At 41.2% G+C, this 18,707-nt stretch carries 22 protein-coding genes, 1 pseudogene and 1 riboswitch; of the genes and pseudogenes, 3 read left to right on the plus strand and 20 right to left on the minus strand.

Annotated features, from left to right (window positions below):
- Positions 1-174: 174 nt before the first annotated feature.
- The 12 genes from CKW02_RS10580 to CKW02_RS10635 form a co-directional block, all read right to left on the minus strand.
- A complete protein-coding gene (locus CKW02_RS10580) occupies positions 175-1,956 on the minus strand; it encodes an ATP-binding protein (RefSeq protein ID WP_003216141.1) in 1,782 nt (593 codons plus the stop codon).
- A complete protein-coding gene (locus tag CKW02_RS10585) occupies positions 1,953-2,675 on the minus strand; it encodes a response regulator transcription factor (protein WP_003215596.1) in 723 nt (240 codons plus the stop codon). The genes CKW02_RS10580 and CKW02_RS10585 overlap by 4 nt, the downstream gene beginning before the upstream one ends.
- A gap of 87 nt (positions 2,676-2,762) precedes the next feature.
- Positions 2,763-3,941 carry a c-type cytochrome biogenesis protein CcsB gene (gene ccsB / locus CKW02_RS10590; protein WP_003215668.1) on the minus strand — a complete coding sequence of 393 codons (1,179 nt, stop codon included), beginning with the start codon at positions 3,939-3,941 and terminating at the stop codon, positions 2,763-2,765.
- Positions 3,925-5,604, minus strand: coding sequence for a cytochrome c biogenesis protein ResB (resB, locus tag CKW02_RS10595; protein WP_003215850.1), 1,680 nt, complete (start codon positions 5,602-5,604; stop codon positions 3,925-3,927). The genes ccsB and resB overlap by 17 nt, the downstream gene beginning before the upstream one ends.
- A 1-nt stretch (position 5,605) precedes the next feature.
- Positions 5,606-6,136 carry a thiol-disulfide oxidoreductase ResA gene (gene resA, locus CKW02_RS10600; RefSeq protein ID WP_003215793.1) on the minus strand — a complete coding sequence of 177 codons (531 nt, stop codon included), beginning with the start codon at positions 6,134-6,136 and terminating at the stop codon, positions 5,606-5,608.
- Positions 6,137-6,226: 90 nt separating this feature from the next.
- Complete coding sequence (gene rluB / locus CKW02_RS10605) at positions 6,227-6,961, minus strand: 23S rRNA pseudouridine(2605) synthase RluB (protein WP_034620508.1); 735 nt, start codon at positions 6,959-6,961, stop codon at positions 6,227-6,229.
- A gap of 137 nt (positions 6,962-7,098) precedes the next feature.
- On the minus strand, positions 7,099-7,635 hold the full coding sequence (locus tag CKW02_RS10610) for a spore maturation protein (protein WP_003216139.1): 537 nt from the start codon (positions 7,633-7,635) through the stop codon (positions 7,099-7,101).
- A gap of 4 nt (positions 7,636-7,639) precedes the next feature.
- A complete protein-coding gene (locus CKW02_RS10615; protein ID WP_003215919.1) occupies positions 7,640-8,227 on the minus strand; it encodes a nucleoside recognition domain-containing protein in 588 nt (195 codons plus the stop codon).
- Positions 8,215-9,366 (minus strand): D-alanyl-D-alanine carboxypeptidase family protein, encoded by a 1,152-nt coding sequence (locus CKW02_RS10620; RefSeq protein WP_003215903.1) that lies wholly within the window; start codon positions 9,364-9,366, stop codon positions 8,215-8,217. The genes CKW02_RS10615 and CKW02_RS10620 overlap by 13 nt, the downstream gene beginning before the upstream one ends.
- A gap of 112 nt (positions 9,367-9,478) precedes the next feature.
- Entirely contained in the window at positions 9,479-9,958 is a 480-nt protein-coding gene (locus tag CKW02_RS10625) for a YpuI family protein (protein WP_003215803.1), read from the minus strand.
- Between the two features lie 113 nt (positions 9,959-10,071).
- Complete coding sequence (gene scpB, locus CKW02_RS10630) at positions 10,072-10,665, minus strand: SMC-Scp complex subunit ScpB (RefSeq protein ID WP_003215643.1); 594 nt, start codon at positions 10,663-10,665, stop codon at positions 10,072-10,074.
- A complete protein-coding gene (locus CKW02_RS10635; protein ID WP_003216080.1) occupies positions 10,655-11,413 on the minus strand; it encodes a segregation/condensation protein A in 759 nt (252 codons plus the stop codon). Before CKW02_RS10635 ends, scpB begins: the two co-directional genes overlap by 11 nt.
- 208 nt (positions 11,414-11,621) lie before the next feature.
- Between CKW02_RS10635 and CKW02_RS10640 the strand changes: the two genes are divergently transcribed.
- Positions 11,622-11,714, plus strand: coding sequence for a YjcZ family sporulation protein (locus tag CKW02_RS10640; RefSeq protein ID WP_012010430.1), 93 nt, complete (start codon positions 11,622-11,624; stop codon positions 11,712-11,714).
- 87 nt (positions 11,715-11,801) lie between these two features.
- Positions 11,802-12,326 carry a DUF309 domain-containing protein gene (locus CKW02_RS10645; RefSeq protein WP_003216132.1) on the plus strand — a complete coding sequence of 175 codons (525 nt, stop codon included), beginning with the start codon at positions 11,802-11,804 and terminating at the stop codon, positions 12,324-12,326.
- 24 nt (positions 12,327-12,350) lie between these two features.
- On the opposite strand, the gene CKW02_RS10650 is transcribed toward CKW02_RS10645, so the two are convergent.
- From CKW02_RS10650 to CKW02_RS10680, 7 genes and pseudogenes are all read right to left on the minus strand, one after another.
- Entirely contained in the window at positions 12,351-12,704 is a 354-nt protein-coding gene (locus CKW02_RS10650) for a GNAT family N-acetyltransferase (protein ID WP_003215830.1), read from the minus strand.
- Between the two features lie 113 nt (positions 12,705-12,817).
- Positions 12,818-13,282, minus strand: a complete 465-nt coding sequence (gene ribH, locus CKW02_RS10655; RefSeq protein ID WP_003215561.1) for a 6,7-dimethyl-8-ribityllumazine synthase — start codon at positions 13,280-13,282, stop codon at positions 12,818-12,820.
- Between the two features lie 48 nt (positions 13,283-13,330).
- A pseudogene (ribB, locus tag CKW02_RS10660) lies at positions 13,331-13,936 on the minus strand (3,4-dihydroxy-2-butanone-4-phosphate synthase); the annotation flags it as partial.
- An 11-nt stretch (positions 13,937-13,947) separates the two neighbouring features.
- Entirely contained in the window at positions 13,948-14,598 is a 651-nt protein-coding gene (ribE, locus tag CKW02_RS10665) for a riboflavin synthase (protein ID WP_095117834.1), read from the minus strand.
- A gap of 254 nt (positions 14,599-14,852) precedes the next feature.
- Positions 14,853-14,994, minus strand: a riboswitch (FMN riboswitch).
- Positions 14,995-15,099: 105 nt separating this feature from the next.
- Complete coding sequence (locus tag CKW02_RS10670; RefSeq protein WP_003215701.1) at positions 15,100-15,444, minus strand: hypothetical protein; 345 nt, start codon at positions 15,442-15,444, stop codon at positions 15,100-15,102.
- A 224-nt stretch (positions 15,445-15,668) separates the two neighbouring features.
- Complete coding sequence (locus tag CKW02_RS10675) at positions 15,669-15,902, minus strand: DUF2164 domain-containing protein (protein ID WP_003215556.1); 234 nt, start codon at positions 15,900-15,902, stop codon at positions 15,669-15,671.
- Positions 15,903-16,111: 209 nt separating this feature from the next.
- Positions 16,112-16,693, minus strand: coding sequence for a TetR/AcrR family transcriptional regulator (locus CKW02_RS10680; RefSeq protein ID WP_095117836.1), 582 nt, complete (start codon positions 16,691-16,693; stop codon positions 16,112-16,114).
- A 250-nt stretch (positions 16,694-16,943) separates the two neighbouring features.
- On the opposite strand from CKW02_RS10680, the gene CKW02_RS10685 reads away from it, so the two are divergent.
- Positions 16,944-18,200, plus strand: a complete 1,257-nt coding sequence (locus CKW02_RS10685; protein ID WP_003215697.1) for an MFS transporter — start codon at positions 16,944-16,946, stop codon at positions 18,198-18,200.
- 36 nt (positions 18,201-18,236) lie between these two features.
- Here the strand turns inward: CKW02_RS10685 and CKW02_RS10690 are convergent, their stop codons facing one another.
- The gene (locus tag CKW02_RS10690; RefSeq protein WP_003215505.1) at positions 18,237-18,674 is read right to left on the minus strand and encodes a peptidylprolyl isomerase; all 438 of its coding nucleotides are present in this window, start codon (positions 18,672-18,674) and stop codon (positions 18,237-18,239) included.
- Between the last annotated feature and the right edge of the window lie 33 nt (positions 18,675-18,707).

Genomic DNA, 18,707 nt, shown 5'->3' on the forward strand with positions numbered 1-18,707 from the left:
TGTCGAGTGACTCTTACAAAACGTTACATTACAACTTTATGACAAATATATTACAAGTTCGACAATTTGGAAAGGGCTTTTTGTTTAACTTCTCCTTAAAAATTTGAAAATAAAAAACACTTCTTTTTCTTTCGAAAAGAAGTGTTTCTCATGTAACAAGATTCTTCGTCAGGATTAGACGAGTTCCTGCTTTTTTCTCGGAATATAAAAGGTAAAGTGTGTACCTGTACCCGCTTTGCTATGTGCATGAATGGAACCTTGATGTGCTTCTACGATGTTCTTCACAATCGCAAGGCCAAGTCCAGTACCAGAACGCCCTCTTGTTCTTGCCTTATCCGCTTTATAGAAACGTTCGAAAATAAATGGCAGATCCTCTTCTGGGATTCCGCTTCCTGAATCTTTCACATCCATTTTCAAACCGCTTTCCACCGATTGAACCGAGAAGTGAACCTCTCCGCCCTCTGGTGTATGACGAATCGCGTTATCAATGAGATTCGTAAACACCTGTTCAATCTTATCCGGATCGAGTACAAAGTACGGTTCATCCACTTGAATGTCATATGTGAGATCAACTTGCTTTTCTTTTGCTATACCAAGAAACTTGCGGTAAATCTTCTCGGTCAGCTCTTCTGTATCTGTTGATTCAAGATTAAGTGTAATATGGCCAGCTTCCATTCTCGCTAGGTCTAGAAGATCGTTCACAAGACGTCCCATTCGAAGTGATTCGTCGTAAATAATTTGCGCAATCTCTTTCTTTTCCTCTTCTGAGCCAGCAATATCATCTACAATCGCCTCACTATATCCTTGCAGCATAGCAATTGGAGTACGAAGTTCATGACTGACATTGGCAATGAAGTCTTTTCTCAGCTTATCAAGTCTTCGTTCCTCTGTCATATCACGAAGGACCGCAACTGCTCCCCTAACGTCCTGCTGATTATAAAGCGGAGACATGAGAAGAACCCAAGTACGTCCTTGCAGTGTGACTTCAATCATTTGCTCTTTTTCTGTACTGACGGCTGTATGAAATAGTTCTCTCGCTTCTGGAGGCAGTTCATCTCCATCTTTGATCTTCATATTTTGCTCGTAATACCATGCCTGCAAGAATCGTTCTGCAGGAGGATTCGTCATGAGGATCGTTCCATCAATATTGATGGTGATCACACCATCGGCCATACTGCTTAAAATATTGGACAAATGTTCTTTTTCTTGATTTAAGGCTGTGATATGAAACTTAAGCTGCTTGCCCATTTGATTAAAGGCGATGGCCAGTTCTCCAATTTCATCTTGCGTTAATATAGGAATCTTTGTATCAAATTTCCCTTTCGCCAGATCCTGTGCTCCCTCTTTCATCTTTCTAAGAGGATAAGTGACACGTGTTGATAAGAAGAACGCGAAAATAGTGGTCAGAACAATGGCAATTCCGGCTGCTAGGAAGATATAACGCGTCGTATGTTTCGTTGTTTGCTCTACCGCGAGTAATGATTGAGAAAGAAAGACCATGCCTTTTTTTCCGTTTGCCTCAAATGGAACACCGACGACAATTCGTTCATCTTTGTGATTGCCTGCATTTGGTTCTGCACGTTTACTGATTTTTTTACGATCTTTTAGTGCTTGATTCAAATCACCGTCTGCTTCAATTTGTTTCTTTGTAATCGCAGGAAGCTTCCCGTCTTTTTCAGACGAATACCACTCTAGCCCGTCCTCTTGGATAATCGCAATACTCGTCAATTTGTCAGCAAGCTCTGATGTAATCGACCTTGCGAGCGATTGATCGTCGTGGCTTTCTAAAATGACCGCCACTTTATTTGCCATTTGCGTTAAATCTGACTTTGCTTCTTCTACATGGTAATTTTCAATAAACTCTAAAAGAAGCACGGTTAAAATAGATAAAACGATTAGGACGAGGAAGAGAATGGTTAACCATAGCTTTCCAACGACACTTTTCCACAGTTTCATTCAGCGCCGACCTCAAATTTGTACCCGACACCCCATACCGTCACGATTTTTTTCGCAGCTTCTGGTGACACTTTATTCAGCTTTTCGCGAAGTCGTTTGACGTGAGTATCGACTGTTCTCAAGTCTCCAAAGAATTCATATTGCCACACTTCTTTTAACAGCTTCTCTCTGTCATAAACCTTATCCGGTGTTTTTGCAAGGAAATATAAAAGCTCATATTCCTTCGGCGTGAGACTGACTTCTTTGCCATCAGCTGTCACTCTATGCGCGTCGTGGTCAATTGAAAGATGAGAAAACACAAGTACATCTTTTGTTGTTGTCCCAGTATTGAGATAAGACGTTTGAGAAGACCTTCTGAGCAATGCCTTCACACGTAAAACAACTTCACGTGGGCTAAAAGGTTTGACGATGTAGTCATCCGTACCTGCTTCAAACCCTTGCACGCGGTTGGCTTCTTCTCCTTTTGCCGTCAGCATAATGATTGGAGTCGCTTTTTTGTCTCGAATTTGATTACACACTTCGATCCCATCTGTGCCAGGCATCATTAAATCGAGCAAAATGAGGTCATAATCTGTTTGGAGTCCTTTTTGAATAGCCTCATCTCCATTTTCAGCTTCATCGATTTCATAATTTTCACGTTCTAAATACATTTTTAAAAGGCGGCGAATTCTTGCCTCATCATCTACGACTAATATTTTCGTTTGAGTTGTGTGTTCCATTAGACAATCCTCCTGCTTTCTCCGTTGTTACATTCATTTTAACAAAAAGCCGAATCGATTCATAAAAAGTTGGCCTTTTTCATGTGATTACGCGTAAGAATGAAGCCCTGCAATCACAAGATTGACAAAGATGAGATTAAACATAATGATGGCGAATCCGATGACAGCTAACCAAGCGGACTTTTCGCCATGCCAGCCCCTGGATAAGCGAAGATGAAGGTAGGCTGCATAAAAGAGAAACGTAATCAAAGCCCATACTTCCTTCGGGTCCCAGCCCCAGAACCGAGTCCATGCAATTTGCGCCCAAATCATTGCAAAAATGAGCCCGCCTAACGCAAATACAGGGAAACCAATGGAAACAGCTCTGTATCCAATTTCATCGACTAAATCTAGGTTCACTTGTTTCACGAGCGGTTGAAGCAGAGCACTCAGTCGTTTCCGAATGATCAAGCGAATCAGTCCATACAAAATCAGCCCCGTGCCGAATGACCATAACACCGTATTGACCTTTCTTCCTGAAAAAACAGGCGGCAAATCAATAAACGGTTCCAAACGATCTTGCGTCACAAGCTCTCCTTTATGAGGTCCAACTAGAGCTGGCAGCTCATAGACCATCACACTTTCCTCTTTATTTTTATCGACCCAATTAAATTTCGCTTCGTATCCTGTCATTCTAAAGATGGACGTGACTGCGATAAATGCAAGTGTCACAACAATCATAAACATGACAAGCTCTAAACCAAATGTCTTCTTACCTGGTTTTGTTTGATCGACATGCTTTAATAAGAAGATGACACCTGCCACAAAGCTGATCGCTAAAATAGCTTGCCCTAGTGCTGCTGTTGTCACGTGAATATAAAGCCAATTACTTTGTAATGAAGGAATTAGCGGTGATATATCAGATGGGAACATACTTGCATAGGCAATAATCAATAAAGCGATTGGAAGTGTAAATAAACCAAGTACCGACACTTGATACACAAAATATAAAATGATGAATGCGAGCACAAGCATCATGCCAAAAGCCGTTGTGAATTCAAACAAATTACTGACTGGTGCATGACCAGACGCCATCCACCTTGAAATAAAGTAGCCAAATTGACTTAAAAAACCGATGATGGTGAGCGTAATACCGATAAGTGCCGCCTTATTTCTGCGCGGTCCATCAACTTTCTTTTTTCCTTTAATGGCACCACCAAAAAAAGGAACTGCCGCTAAATACAATAGAAAAGCTGCAAATAACAGGTTTTCACTGACTGCTGCCATCTAATCCTTCCCCCTTGCTTTTGCTGATACTTGTTGTATCAGGCAGTTCTTTTTGATCAACTGGCTGTTTGATGCCACTGTCACTTAGGATCACGCCAAGATCAGACTTTAACCCAAACCAGTTTTTGTTTGTGTGTCCTGCCACAAATACTTTTCCATCCTTTGCAGACAGCCAAATTCTTCTATGCTGCCAATACATCCCCTGCACGACACCAATCATGAAGATGATCCCGCCTACGATGAGCACCCCAAGAGTTAAATCTTTTCTCACCGTCAATCCCGTGACGTTTTTCGTTTCCACTCGATCAAACTTCATTTTATATAGGTTATTATCAGAGCCCTCTACTGTCTCTTGAATCGCCACAAAGCTTTTTTCACCTTTAGGCTTTTCAGGAGAAACCATTTCAAACACGAAAGCAGGATTATTCGGATTCCTTGTTTTCGTACTCGGCGTTCCATCATCGTCAAAATAAAAATCAGGGAGATAGCTCATCACTTTGACTTTGTAACCGCTACCAAGATCATATTCTGACTTAGGCTCCAGCAGATTAATCTTCACTGTCCCGAAAGATTTTTCTGTATCTTTACGAATCAGCTGAAAGACCATTTGATCGAGTTCATTTTGTTTAAAATCCACTTGATATAATGAGAAATGATCAAACTTGAGCGGTTCGTTCACTTTAATATCATGTTCTGATACCTGCTTCAGCTTGGGCTTTTCACCAAACACAACTTCCCCTTCACGTTTGTATAAAGTGGCATCGGTTTTATAACTTTTCACTACTTGACCGTCGCCAGCTCTTTCAATCGCATTCTCAAACACTTCTTTTTCATTTCCAGTTTCATAGCGGTCAATTGAAAACGCATTATTTTTCAAAAAATATTGACCATCTGTGCCTGGAATTGGGGCAGTTTCACCCTCTCTAACCCACAGCGTTTCATCCACATACATGCCTGGGACAAACCGGAGCATCGATCCAATGAGAAAGATGATTAATCCAATGTGATTGACGTAAGGGCCCCAGCGTGAAAAGCGGCCTTTTTCCGCTAAAATATGTCCGTTTTCTTCTCGCACGCGGTAACGCTTTTGTTTCATTGCTTTCTTGATGCCTTCATATGTATGCTGATCTAACGTTTTGTCTGTCTCACTGAACAGACGCTGTCTTCTCATAAAGCCTTCTTTTTTAATAACCCCTTGGTTTTTGAGTGCTCGATAAAGAGGAATAACCCGGTCGAGACTGCAAATGACAAGGGAGATTCCGATGGATGCAACTAAAGCTAAAAACCACCAAGAATTATAAAGATCATGGAATCCAAGTGTGTAATACAGCTTGCCAAACGACCCATATTGCTCTTCATAATAGGTGGAAGCAGATGCACCTGGCGGAATAAATCGCTCCTGCGGAAAAATCGTTCCTAATGAGGAAGCAAGCAGTGTGATGACAATCAGCCACACACCCACCTTAACGGAAGAAAAAAAGTTCCATACTTTATCAACAATCGTTTTGTTGTATGTTTGCGAGCGTCTCGCACTGCCGTCATATCTCATATCAAGCAGCTTTGAAGAGTTTTTCTCTTTAGCCGCAATAGGATTCCCGCAGGATTCACATAAAACAGTACCGATTGGATTAATATGTCCACACTCGCATTTTACCTCTTTCATTCTATGACCCCTTTGGTTTAATCAAATTCATATAATCATAGACATTACGTTCTGTCATGGTTCCCTTTATGACTTTGATTACCTTGCCTTCAGGATTAATTAAAAATGTGGTTGGCAGCGGCGTAATATCATATGCCTCTGTCACTTGACGATCCTTGTCCATGGCAACAGGAAAATTCACGCCATAAGATCCCATAAAATTTTTCACGGCAATATTGGATTCTGCAACATTGACTGCAACAATTTCCACACCGCGATCCTTGAACACTTCATATTGATTTGCCATGTAAGGGAATTCTTGTTTACATGGACCACACCAGGTCCCCCAAAAATTAAGAAAGACACCTTTGCCTTTTAAGTCCTTTAATTCAATCCGTTCCCCATCCACAGATTGAAGGACAAAGTTTGGCGCAATAGATCCTTCTTTGACCCGATCCTGTTTGGCAAATACTGAGTTATACATGGTATAACATAGTGCAGCAAGCATCACGAGGAGAATGCCCGTCCGTATGAAAAACCGTCTTTTTTTCATCTGAAGTACCCCTTCCCCATAGACATTCAGGTAAATTATAGCATTCTCCTTCTTTTGATGCTTCTTCATTTTTTGAAGTTTATGTGAAAATTAAAAAGCGCTTTTCCCGTGATCTGCAATTGCTCTCAGGCGCTTTACTTCATGCGGTGTTAATTCTCTGCGGTCTCCTGGTCTCATGCCTTCAATATGAAGGAACGCATATTGCTCTCTTTTTAGCTTTAACACATCATGACCGATCGCTTCAAACATGCGGCGCACTTGTCTGTTTCTGCCTTCATGAATGGTTAATTGAACGATAGATGTCTGCTTTCGTTTATCGATAGAAAGCATCTTGGCACGAGCACGTGCAGTCTTTTTATGATCTAACATAATCCCTTTTTCTAGCTTTCTAAGCAATTCCTTTGATGGGATGCCTTTTAGCTTCGCTGCATATGTTTTATCAATTTCGTATTTCGGATGCATGAGCTTATGGGCAAATTCCCCGTCATTTGTAATTAAAATCAAACCGCTCGTATCATAATCTAAGCGGCCGATTGGATAAAGGCGTTGCGGGACGTCATCAAAGAAATCTGTGACAACCTTACGTCCTTTATCATCCTCGGCAGCTGAAATGACGCCGCGCGGTTTATAAAGCATAAAGTAAACCGGTTCTTCTCTTTCAAGCTTTAATCCGTTGACTTCAATTTTATCTGAAGAGCCCACTTTTACTCCGAGCTCTGTCACTGTTTGACCATTAACGGTAACTCGTCCTTCTTTAATTAATTCTTCTGCCTTTCGTCTAGAAGCGACGCCGGCATGTGCAATTACTTTCTGTAAACGTTCCATTTTGTCTTTCACCTCATGTACTATCTTACTTGCTTGACTTAAAACAAACAAGCATTCGTGGAAAAATAAGCGATTCGTCTGTTTAATTTCAGCTAAAAAGCAATTTTCCATCCATTGAAAGACAAAAAAGCGCCTCATTAGGCGCCGCTAAATAACAAACTGACGATGATGACAGATGCAATGATGCCAATGAGGTCCGCTAACAGACCTACTTTCAGCGCATCTCCCATTTTTTTTATACCGACTGCCCCAAAATAGACCGTTAAAATGTAGAGAGTGGTATCAGTTGACCCTTGCATGACAGCTGCGAGCTGTCCGATAAAAGAATCTGGTCCATATGTCGCAATGAGGTCTGATGTCATCCCGAGTGCAGCTGTGCCAGATATCGGACGAATAAACGCAAGCGGCACCACTTCTGCCGGGAAGCCGATCGCTGTAAACACGGGTTTTAACAGTCCCATGACAAAATCAAGCGCACCAGACGCGCGGAATATCGTAATGGCCACGAGCATGCCGACTAAATAAGGAATGATTGAAAAGGCAATTTGAATACCTTCTTTCCCGCCCTCGACAAATGTTTCATAGGTCGGTACCTTTTTAATGGTTCCCGCAATTAAAATTCCTGCGATGATCAGTGGGATCAAAGCAAGTGACAGCCAGTTAATAAATGACACGAGATCACCCCCGCCTGCTTCTGCGATAGTGGAAATAGCGATCAATGAGAATGGCACCAATGCCTGAAATGAGTGTCGCCAAAATGGTTGGCCCTACAATGTCTGTTGGCTGATCTGCACCATAGGTCATTCTAATCGCAATGACGGTTGTTGGCACGAGTGTGATAGAGGATGTGTTGACCGCTAAAAATGTAATCATGGACCGGCTTGCTTCATTTTTCCCGCCGTTTAATGCTTTCATCTGCTCCATTGCCTTAATCCCAAGCGGTGTAGCGGCATTCCCGAGACCAAAGAAATTCGCCATCAGATTGGACAAAATATATCCCATCGCAGGATGGTTAGGCGGAATATCCGGAAATAGCTTTGAAATAAAGGGACGGCACAATTTACTAAAGAAATGTAACAAGCCTGCCTCTTCTGCAATCTTCATCAGCCCGAGCCAAAAAACGAGGACACTAATCAGACCAATTGAAATGGTCACTGCTTCCTTTGATCCCTTAAATACAGCTTCGTTTACTTCCTCCATCGTTCCGTTGAACATCGCGTACACAAGACCGATGACAGTGAGGAATACCCAAATTAGATTGACCATGAAGATCCGCCTATAGATGTCTGAAAGACAGACTTAAACATTTCTTGGAAGCTTTTTTGAGGCATTCGATTTCGTTTATTTTCATAAAAAATCGGTACTTGCTCGATCACCTGATCATCTAATAAAAACGTCATTTTCCCTACAACATCAGGGATGGCTTCGGCGTTTTTTTTCCACTTCTTTTGAGGAGTAAGCATTTCCGTTTCAATTTCTACTAGCTTTTTCTCATCTTCATTTAAAAAATAGTCCACATCACGTTTGATAAATGCTTTTTTTTCGTAAAAGGTTCCTTTTAATGAAGCGAGTCTTCCTTTTTCAGCAAGTACGTACGTTTTATAGTGATCAAATGCATATTCAAACATAGAGATATGATCCTTCCAATCATCTGGCGCATTAATGGTCACAGCGATCAGTGCCGCATCCCCTTTTGCCGCAGTAGAGACAAGTGTGCGTTTTGCAAGCTTCGTATATCCCGTTTTCCCACCAGTTGAATATTTGTATAATCCGGTGACCAGCTTGTTTTTATTTTTCCAATAGCCTTCCATCGTTTTTGCTTTATAGAAAGTCGTGCCTGCAATTTTTTGATATTGTTTATGCTCCATGGCGTATTTTGTTAAGATAGCCATGTCATAGGCTGATGAATAATGATGTTTATGATCATCGAGTCCATGCGGATTTTGAAAATTCGTATTCTCCATTCCTAGTTCAGACGCTTTTTGATTCATCATAAAAATAAATCCTTCTAAACTGCCGCCCACATGCTCTGCAATGGCAACAGCTGCATCATTTCCAGAACGCAGCATAAGCCCGTATGTCAAGTCTTCTAGGCTCACCTTTTGCCCTTCTTTTAAATAAATCGATGAGCCCTCTGCTTGAATCGCGCGCTTTGATACTTTGACGGTGTCTTTCATTTTTCCTGATTCAATGGCTAATACTGCCGTCATAATTTTCGTAATACTGGCGATTCTTCTTTTTTCATGCTCGTCCTTTCCAAATAGGACTCTGCCTGACTGTCCATCTATTAAAATGGCGCTTCTTGCACTCACCGATAATGACATATCTGCTTTGGCATGTGAGGAAAAAGGCAGTAAGAGTGTAAATAGAAGAAGGACTGCTGTTCCAATTTTTAAATAGGGCATGTTCATTCACGTCCTTGTCCGTTTTGTACAAGTGTATGCGCGGCTGAAAAAGTTATGATGCCTCGTCCATAAAAAAAACGTCTCTATATGTAGAGACGCTCCTTCCTCTTGCTTATACCATTTTCATTTGCTGATGAGATGTCGTATATTCTAGCTCTTCTCTCATCGCTAAAAAATCTTTTTCTAATGAAGAAAATAATCGTTTGATCTCAGCGGATACTTCATGGTGGAAAACAATGCTGCTCTTTCCTGTATATGCGGAACGGCTGTCTTCATACCATGTATCCTTTTTCGGCGTGAAAAACTCTTCAATACATTGATGATAAATACGGTGAAGCGTCTGCTGCGCGGCTTGCTGCGGGAATGTCTGCTGCTGGCTGATTTTCCTGCAAACTGCCGCTGCATCCTCGCTGTACACTGCAAGCTTCCGTAATGTATTCAATATGTCACAATAATAGGCTTCCGCTTCAGGGTTTAATCGTTTCATACTTGATAAGGTAGCTTCGTTCAGAAAACCATTCATTTCAGTTGCAACCTTTGATAAAAAGACGCCTGCTTGATCAACTTGAGCCTTTACATTCATATGTGCCATTTGTTTTGTGTTTACCTTCCCCTCATGGCTTTATGACCATTTTATCTGACATCAATAGATGTTAGACCTAAAATCTTTTTTATATTTTATCATACATTTTTCATTCTTTTGAACTATTTTATCTCTTCAAATGTTTGATTGAAGTTTTCAAAAAATAGATCAGCTTCTTCTTGTACACCATCTGCTTCCACATTCTCTGGAAGTGGCGGTAATTCATCCAATGCCTTTAAGCCAAACTGCTCTAAAAAGGTAGGTGTTGTCCCATAAAGAATTGCTCGCCCAGGGCCATCGGCACGTCCAACTTCACAGAGCAGCGCTTTGGCTACTAAACTATGGAGCACCCGCTCTGATTTGACTCCTCTGATTTCTTCTACCTCACTGCGTGTGATCGGCTGTTTATAAGAAACGATTGCGAGTACTTCAAGCGCTGCCTGAGACAAACCTTTGGATGGGGTCTCGACTAATTTTTTCAAATAAATGCTGTATTCCTTTTTCGTCAGCAGCATATATGAATCTGCATATTCAATGAGCTCAATTCCTCGTTCTTGTTTTTGATATTCTTTCTTTACGGCAGACATCATATCGAGTAACGCTACCTCTTCTACTTCAAGAACAGACATGAGCTGTTTTTTTGTTAAGCCTTCGTCACCTGCTGCATAAAGCAGCGCTTCTATGATGGCTTTCCAATTCACGATATCAAGCGTCATGAATCGTTTCACTCCCTATAATATAAATGTCTTCAAAGTTTCCTTCCTGCTCTAACATGATTTGATGACCTTTCATCAATTCAAGAACAGCAAGAAACGTCACGACAAGGTGCTCCTTTTGATCATGTTGAAATAGAGTCATGAAATTGGTCCGCTTTTTCGTTTTTCTTAAATGGTTCATAATCTCATTCATTTTGTCTTCAATCGGGATTTCTTGTCTTGTAATCCTAGATGGTGCTGGTTTCGTTATTTTCTTTCGGTTAAATACCTTTTGGAACGCACCTAACATATCATACACCGTGACATGCAGGTTTGTGTCCTTCGCTTCCGATTCTTTTGCAAATTCGCTTAAATCACTCGGAGGTTTTGTAAAGGCATTTTGCCTTTCTTCCTCGCGTTCCTTTAGTTCTTGTGCTGCATCTTTATACTTTCGGTATTCAATCAGTTTGCCAATCAGCTCTTCTCGAGGGTCCTCTTCCTCTTCAAGCAAGTCTTCATCAAATAGCTCTTCCTCTTGTTTCGGAAGGAGCATTCTGCTTTTAATACTCAGGAGGGTTGCAGCCATCACCAAATATTCACTTGCCACATCAAGTTCAAGCTCCCTCATGGTATGGACATATAATAAATACTGCTCCGTAATTTTAGCAACGGGAATATCATAAATATCAATTTCCAACCGGTTGATTAAATGTAAAAGTAAGTCCAATGGACCTTCAAACGAATCTATTTTCACCTGATATTCCAGCATTTTTTCTCACCATTTCTACTGTCTTCTAAGTACCGTTTCACCGGCTAACCTTTAGTATAAGACAGGATAAAGCTCTCGTCCAATATAATTTCGACCATGATGTCCTAGGCAAAATAAGAAAAACAGTGGTTTCGCCCATACCACTCAGGGCATTTATACATAGAATACCATTGTAAACAGAACTGATGAAAAAGGAGGCCGTATCATTATGGGAGATGGCTATAACTTTGGTGGAGGTTTCGCGCTTATTGTCGTGCTTTTCATCTTGCTGATCATCGTTGGCGCGGCTTGGGTTTATTAAAGAAACAGAGCGTCCTTTCACGAAGGGCGCTCTTTCTTCTTTTCTTTTCAATATGTTAGACTGAGAGTGGAAAAGGAGATGACCACTGTGTATCCTGAAGCGTACGTGGCTTTTTTACATGAATTTCATACGACAAGAGATTATTTTGAGTGTCATGAAATTCTTGAGGAATATTGGAAGGAAGACCCGCCTGAGCAGCGCAAAGAATATTGGGTTGGCTTCATTCAGCTTGCCGTTGCTTTGTATCATCAAAGACGGGGAAATGGAAAAGGTGCAAAACGGCTCATTTCAAATAGCCTTCACTTGCTGGAAGCAAACCGGCCCGTATTATCGAACCTCGGTCTGGATGATGAGGCGTTTCTCAAACTTCTGAGAACGCTGAAGAAGAAAATGGCTGAAGACATGTCATACGAAAGTGTGATGCTCCCGATTAAAGATGAAGCGCTCCTGTCTCTATGCCAAGAAATGGCTCAAAAAGACGGACTGACCTTTGGCCAGGAGAGCAACTTATCCCACACATTTTTGATCGAAAAACATAGACTGCGTGACCGGACAGATGTATTGCTTGAACGAAAAAAGCAAATCGAACGTAAAAAAAGCAGAGGACTGTAGCCTCTGCTTTTACATGTGTGATATTTAATTTGTTTCGCTGTGACACTTATGAAAGAAGCCTTGCGTTAATTCATTTGGAATGAGTGTTTTGGTTTTGAATACCTCTTCCACGGCTAAAACCATTTCCTTGCCGATTCCTTGATCTCGATGGGATGGATTCACACTAATATGCTCGATTTGTACTTGGTCGTCTGTTTTCAACACACCAATAGCACCTACGATATCCTCGCCATCTTTCCAAAGGAACAGCTGCCGATTTTCATCCATTTCATATGACTTCATCGTCTGCTGAAGCTGTTTGACGTCTTTCTCACCCGGCATGAAGGAGAGTAGCCCCATGGCAATTTTTTCAAAAGACCTCTTATAACGAATTAACATATATACCCCTCAATATTCAAATTATCCTTATGTCCAGCAAATGTCTCACGAATCATTTGCTCATCACACATTATAAACATTTTTATACCGTTTTTAAACTCTTTTTCACTAAATTAACGAAAGGTACGGTTGAGATTCGCCATTTCAATGGCAGCTGCAGCCGATTCGCTGCCTTTATTTCCAGCTTTTGTACCGGCTCTTTCGATAGCTTGTTCAATGGATTCTGTTGTTAGTACACCAAAGATAATCGGTACCCCTGTTGACATGGCACTTTGAGCAATTCCTTTAGCAGCTTCATTACAAACATAATCGTAGTGAGTTGTTGCGCCCCTGATTACAGTTCCAAGTGTAATGACAGCATCATATTTCTCTGTTTCAGCTAGTTTTTTTGCCATGTACGGAATTTCAAAAGCACCCGGTACCCACACGACATCAATATCGTCACCGTTTGCTCCGTGTCTGAGCAATGTATCTTCTGCTCCGTCAAGCAGTTTACTTGTAATAAAGTCATTAAATCTCGCGACGACAATTGCAAAGTTTAATCCTTCTGCTACTACATGCCCTTGTATTGTATTCATATGTTGATCATCCTTTTTTGTGATTTTTTATTTTGTTTCGATAGCTGCTGTTTCTTTATTATTTAAATAGGTTTGCAATGCTTCTATTGTCAGCATCTTTAAACCGTGCTGTTTTTGGATTTCTTTTAGTTCTGGAACACGCGCCATTGAGCCATCTACATTCATGATTTCACAAATGACACCCGCTGGCTCTGAACCTGCCAGTTTCGCAAGATCTACCGCCGCCTCTGTATGACCTGGTCTTTCTAGTACGCCGCCTTCTTTTGCAATGAGCGGAAATACATGACCTGGGCGGGCAAATTCTTCTGGTGTTACGTCTTTATTTAACATGGCAAGCATGGTCGTAGAGCGCTCAAAAGCACTAATACCAGTCGTCGTTGTCACATGATCGATGCTCACTGTAAAAGCTGTATGGTGTGCATCTGTATTTTGTTCTACCATTGGATGCAGGTTCAGGTGTTTGGCAATCGACGCATGGACCGGTGTACAAATGAGACCTCTTCCATGTAAAGCCATAAAGTTAATCACTTCAGGCGTGGCATGCTCAGCAAGTGCCACAAAATCTCCTTCGTTTTCTCTGTCTTCATCATCCACTACGATAATGATTTCTCCTTCTTTCAGAGCGTTTACTGCTTCTTCTACTAAATGATACATACAATCGCCTCCTAGAATCCGTGCTCTTTTAAAAATGATGGGGTCAATCGGGATGGCTGCTTTCCGCCTTGTTCTTTTGTTAAAAAGCGATAGATGTATTTACCGATCATGTCACACTCTATATTCACGATCTCTCCCATAGATTTAGTCGGGAAAATAGTTCCTTCAAGCGTATGAGGAATAATAGAGACTGTGACGTGTGAATCTTGCAAATCGAAAATGGTTAAGCTGACACCATCTATTGCGATCGAACCCTTTTGCGCGAGCATATCTGTGAGGGTCTTGTCCATCTCTAAATCATAGTAAATGGCATTACTTTTCTTTTCTATTCGGGTAATGACTGCCGTCCCGTCAACATGGCCTGAGACAAAATGACCGCCGAATCGTCCATTCGAGGACATGGCCCGCTCTAAATTCACTGGACTGCCTGATGTCAGCTGATCCAGTGATGTCGCTTTGACCGTTTCTGGCATCACATCTGCTGCGAACTGTGCTTTTGTAAAGCTTGTGACTGTAAGACATACACCATTGATCGCAATACTGTCTCCGAGGTGAACATCTTCTAGCACACGGTTGCACTGAATGACAATTTCTATGGCATCTGCTGACTTTTTGCTTAATGACTGAACTGCGCCTACTTCTTCAATTATCCCCGTAAACATGTGATCCTCCCTTTCTTTTCATTTGTATTTCTCACTTTTTAAAAAAGCGATGTTAGGGACATGTGATCGATTGAGCACCTTCGTCGCTTTTTATGGTCCATACAAGGTAGATGAGGGATCACCTAATAAACACTGCATGCCGGTCTATTCACTACATGAACATACAGAAAGCCCCGGAAAAAATTCCGGGGCTGTGGCTTTTTTGCATCAGAAATAAAACTATGATCGACAAATATTTTTCGTTCATAGCTTTCTTTATCCTTCTCCCATCCAGACTTTCACTGTCGGCTTCAGCTTTTCACTGAATCAACCGTTAATAAATTAACGGGTCACGGGCTGTAAAGCATTTGCTTTATTACCGTCGGTCGGGATTTTCACCCTGCCCCGAAGGATACAATCGATATTTAGCTGTCCTTAGGGGCTATTATAGCGATCCTTGTTGTCAAATGCAACAATCAAGATTTCTCACAAAAAAAGCCTCCTTATAGGAAAGGAGACTTGTTAATTAACGACTTTTACTACTTTTATAAGACCATCTATTCTCTTTTCATTACTAAAGTAGGCTTTAATACGATCACCTTTCTTCAAGTCGGCCACATCATCTTCGAATTTCTTTCCACTAAAAATGATTTTTGTGCCGTTTTTTGCTTGACCGTAATATTCATCTCCGTCAATTTTCGTAATGGTATATTCATAGATGGTATAATCTTTATCATTATTTGTTAAGCTTTCACCAATGGCTGTTGGCACATCTTCAATTTTCATGCCATTCATGTATAAATAACCTGCGCCTAAACAAAGCAGTAAAACAAATAAGATGGCCATTTTCAATTTAATTTTCCCCATATTTAGAACCTCCATCATCTGCACTTCGCCTATTTGTATGTTTTATTCCTTCTTTTGATGAAATAAAACCAAAAAAGCTGATTTCCATTAATGGTTACTTATATAACGATTGAGATGGACCTTTGGTTCCACCTTTTCATCATTACATATGATACGAATATGCGTTCTTTATTAAGGGGGTCTCTTTCCTCTTTATCAGTTAGCAAGGCGCACATTATTGATGATCATCTTTTTTCGAGTGCAAATAAATCTTCCTCTAACAATTGCGATCTCTGAACAGCGATGTTCCGGCTGTCACGAACCCCTTGATTATAATAGTAGCTTCCAAGGTTTTTTGTGATAAATTCTAGTATATTGATGGCTGCTAATTCACCAATTTCTTCTTCTCGTTCTTCGGCAAAGTAACGCTGAATGGCAATCATCATTTGATTTTTTTCTTCTTTTGTTAATGGTTTCAAATTATCTCCTGCTTTCTTTCAGCATGACCACGCTTTTTAGATTTGTACTGACAATGTGGCGACACCCACAAATACGAATGTTTGTTCTCTTATCATATCACAAAATCGAATTTTGTCCACCACTGTCCTAAAAGAAAAAGCGTATTTTGATATTTAGTTCAAAATACGCTATCACTCTTATTGAAGGAGGATACCATAGCATGTTGTCATTATTTTAATATGGAAAGTATCGTCGCTACAGAATGATCTACAAATGAACGTTCTGGACGAGATTTCATGAGGACGGTCAGTCCTATGAAAGAAACGACCAGTGTTTGTGCTAAAACTTTCGCATTCAGGCTATTTTTGAGCTCACCCGAGCGAATACCTTGAACAATTCTTTCTTCGAAAATGACGGAAAGATACATCTGATGCTCTCTTGTCAGAATTTCAAATTTCTCTTCGTGTGGCGCAAGCTCCACTATTGTATTGATACAAAAACACCCTTTACTCGGACCAGCTCTATATTCCTCTTCTACTAAATCTGCAAATAATGTATGAAATGCTTCCTTGACAGAAAGTTTGTTTCGAAGTTTTGTTCGAATATGGGCAGCATGCTGCTTTGTGTATTTGCGTAATGCGGCCTCAAATAATTCCTCTTTATCTCCAAACGCTGAATATAAACTTGGCCGCTGTATTCCCATTTTTTCAGTCAAATCACTTAATGTAGTGGCCCTATACCCCTTTTCCCAAAAAAGCACCATTGCCTCATCCAACGCTTTTTCCTTGTCAAATTCCCGTTGTCGAACCATCAGCAATTCCTCATTTCAACATTAAAATTTCTTCACAAAGTCAGGTATCTATTTTTTGATATTATTGTCTATTTGATTACCAATCGGTACATTATAATTTTATTTTATCGACGTATGATTGTCAAATTTCCTTCCTCTTTCAAGATGAAAGTATTGACTTTAAAATGTTTTGTTGGTTATCCTTAACAGGAATCATAATATACCGATCAGTATATTATACTTTTTAGTACAAAAGGAGACGACGACATGCATGGTGAAAGAAAGAATCACTTCCATAGAACATCTTGATTTGGAAACGGCTCATTTACAAAACAAACCGAAGCAAGCGATGACTCGCTATATGGCTCTGCTTTATGCGTCAGCCTGCGGGATGGCAGTTGCAAACATATACTTTGCACAACCGTTATTAGACTCCCTCGCATCCGAGTTTGGCATCACCTATTCATCCATTGGTATCGTCATTACGATTACTCAGCTTTGTTATGCACTAGGACTGCTACTGATCGTACCACTTGGTGATCTGTTCAATCAAAGGCGGCTCATCATGGCTCAGATGCTAGTATCCGTGTTATCTCTGATTCTAGTCGGCATCGCCCCTACTGCCACCGTCCTGTTCATAGGGCTGGCTGCCGTCGGCATGCTTGCTGTGGTCACTCAGGTACTCGTAGCGTTCGCAGCGACATGGGCTGCTCCTGAAGAACGAGGCCGTATCGTGGGCTTGGTTCAAAGTGGCATTGTGATGGGTATTCTTCTCGCACGAACGTTTGCTGGTGTACTAACCGATCTCGCCGGCTGGAGGTCAGTCTATCTCGTGTCTGCCGTTATGATGCTCATCATAACCTCCGTGTTATACCGGTATCTCCCGCGGGCTGATAGCGAGAGAGCGTCAATATCCTATATGAAGCTGCTTGCTTCAATGTTTACATTGTTCAGACAAGAACAAATTCTGCGCATCCGAGGCATACTGGGTTTTCTGATCTTTATCGTGTTTGGTACGTTGTGGACTTCGCTCGTGCTGCCTCTCAGCAGCTCGCCACACAATCTTTCACATACAGCGATCGGTGCATTTGGTCTTGCTGGAGTTGCCGGAGCATTAGGCGCTGCCCGGGCTGGAAGCCTTGCTGATCGAGGCTTAGGACAATTAACAACTTGTATAGCCCTTGTCCTATTATTCGTTTCATGGTTTTTTATCTTTTTCACTGAATATTCACTCATTTTATTAATCATCGGTATTATTATTCTTGACCTATCTGTGCAGGCCGTACATGTGACCAACCAAAGTATGATTTTCACAGTGCTGCCTGAGGCGAGAAGCCGGCTCACTGCTGCTTATATGATTTTTTACTCCATCGGCAGTGCGACTGGTTCCATTGCTTCCACTAGCATATACGCAAACAATGGCTGGAACGGAGTATGTTTATTTGGCGCCTCTGTTAGCGCCATTACCCTTTTATATTGGTTCATCACCTACCGCCTCACGGAACAAATAACCGTAAAATCAGATTGATAATAAAAAAACACCGCGTTTAAGCGGTGTTTTGGATTAAGCATCGAAAACTTCGACTTTTTCCATTCCTTGGCCTTGTTCCATATCTAGAACAGCCTCGATACCAGATGTTACTTTGCCAAAAACAGTGTGAACACCGTTTAAGTGCGGCTGCGGGTCATGGACGATAAAGAATTGGCTGCCGCCCGTGTCTTTACCAGCATGCGCCATTGATAATGAACCTCTTTCGTGTTGATGTGGATTCCCTTCTGTTTCACATTTAATTGTGTAACCAGGACCACCAGTTCCATTACCGTTTGGATCGCCGCCTTGGCTTACGAAGCCTGGGATGACGCGGTGGAATTTCAATCCATCGTAGAAGCCTTCATTCGCTAATTTTTCAAAGTTTGCTACTGTACCTGGAGCAGCCTCTGGGTATAGTTCAAACTCAAGTTTCTTACCATTCGTTAGTTGTATGTATCCTTTTTTCGCCATTTTTCACATTCTCCTTTCAGGTTAAACAACGCT

This window comes from Bacillus pumilus (assembly GCF_900186955.1).
Taxonomy (GTDB): Bacteria; Bacillota; Bacilli; order Bacillales; family Bacillaceae; genus Bacillus; species Bacillus pumilus.

Excerpts from the sequence above, each read along its gene's own strand:
- CKW02_RS10670 (WP_003215701.1), bottom strand. The coding sequence starts at position 15,444 with ATGGGGAAAATTAAATTGAAAATGGCCATCTTATTTGTTTTACTGCTT.
- CKW02_RS10635 (WP_003216080.1), bottom strand. The coding sequence starts at position 11,413 with ATGCTGGAATATCAGGTGAAAATAGATTCGTTTGAAGGTCCATTGGAC.
- CKW02_RS10690 (WP_003215505.1), bottom strand. The coding sequence starts at position 18,674 with ATGGCGAAAAAAGGATACATACAACTAACGAATGGTAAGAAACTTGAG.
- scpB (WP_003215643.1), bottom strand. The coding sequence starts at position 10,665 with ATGACGCTTGATATCGTGAATTGGAAAGCCATCATAGAAGCGCTGCTT.
- CKW02_RS10620 (WP_003215903.1), bottom strand. The coding sequence starts at position 9,366 with ATGCCCTATTTAAAAATTGGAACAGCAGTCCTTCTTCTATTTACACTC.
- resB (WP_003215850.1), bottom strand. The coding sequence starts at position 5,604 with ATGAAAGAGGTAAAATGCGAGTGTGGACATATTAATCCAATCGGTACT.
- resA (WP_003215793.1), bottom strand. The coding sequence starts at position 6,136 with ATGAAAAAAAGACGGTTTTTCATACGGACGGGCATTCTCCTCGTGATG.
- CKW02_RS10615 (WP_003215919.1), bottom strand. The coding sequence starts at position 8,227 with ATGGTCAATCTAATTTGGGTATTCCTCACTGTCATCGGTCTTGTGTAC.
- CKW02_RS10625 (WP_003215803.1), bottom strand. The coding sequence starts at position 9,958 with ATGGCACATATGAATGTAAAGGCTCAAGTTGATCAAGCAGGCGTCTTT.
- ccsB (WP_003215668.1), bottom strand. The coding sequence starts at position 3,941 with ATGGCAGCAGTCAGTGAAAACCTGTTATTTGCAGCTTTTCTATTGTAT.
- CKW02_RS10585 (WP_003215596.1), bottom strand. The coding sequence starts at position 2,675 with ATGGAACACACAACTCAAACGAAAATATTAGTCGTAGATGATGAGGCA.
- ribE (WP_095117834.1), bottom strand. The coding sequence starts at position 14,598 with ATGTTTACGGGGATAATTGAAGAAGTAGGCGCAGTTCAGTCATTAAGC.
- CKW02_RS10580 (WP_003216141.1), bottom strand. The coding sequence starts at position 1,956 with ATGAAACTGTGGAAAAGTGTCGTTGGAAAGCTATGGTTAACCATTCTC.
- rluB (WP_034620508.1), bottom strand. The coding sequence starts at position 6,961 with ATGGAACGTTTACAGAAAGTAATTGCACATGCCGGCGTCGCTTCTAGA.
- CKW02_RS10650 (WP_003215830.1), bottom strand. The coding sequence starts at position 12,704 with ATGTTAATTCGTTATAAGAGGTCTTTTGAAAAAATTGCCATGGGGCTA.
- CKW02_RS10640 (WP_012010430.1), top strand. The coding sequence starts at position 11,622 with ATGGGAGATGGCTATAACTTTGGTGGAGGTTTCGCGCTTATTGTCGTG.
- CKW02_RS10685 (WP_003215697.1), top strand. The coding sequence starts at position 16,944 with ATGGTGAAAGAAAGAATCACTTCCATAGAACATCTTGATTTGGAAACG.
- ribH (WP_003215561.1), bottom strand. The coding sequence starts at position 13,282 with ATGAATACAATACAAGGGCATGTAGTAGCAGAAGGATTAAACTTTGCA.
- CKW02_RS10680 (WP_095117836.1), bottom strand. The coding sequence starts at position 16,693 with ATGGTTCGACAACGGGAATTTGACAAGGAAAAAGCGTTGGATGAGGCA.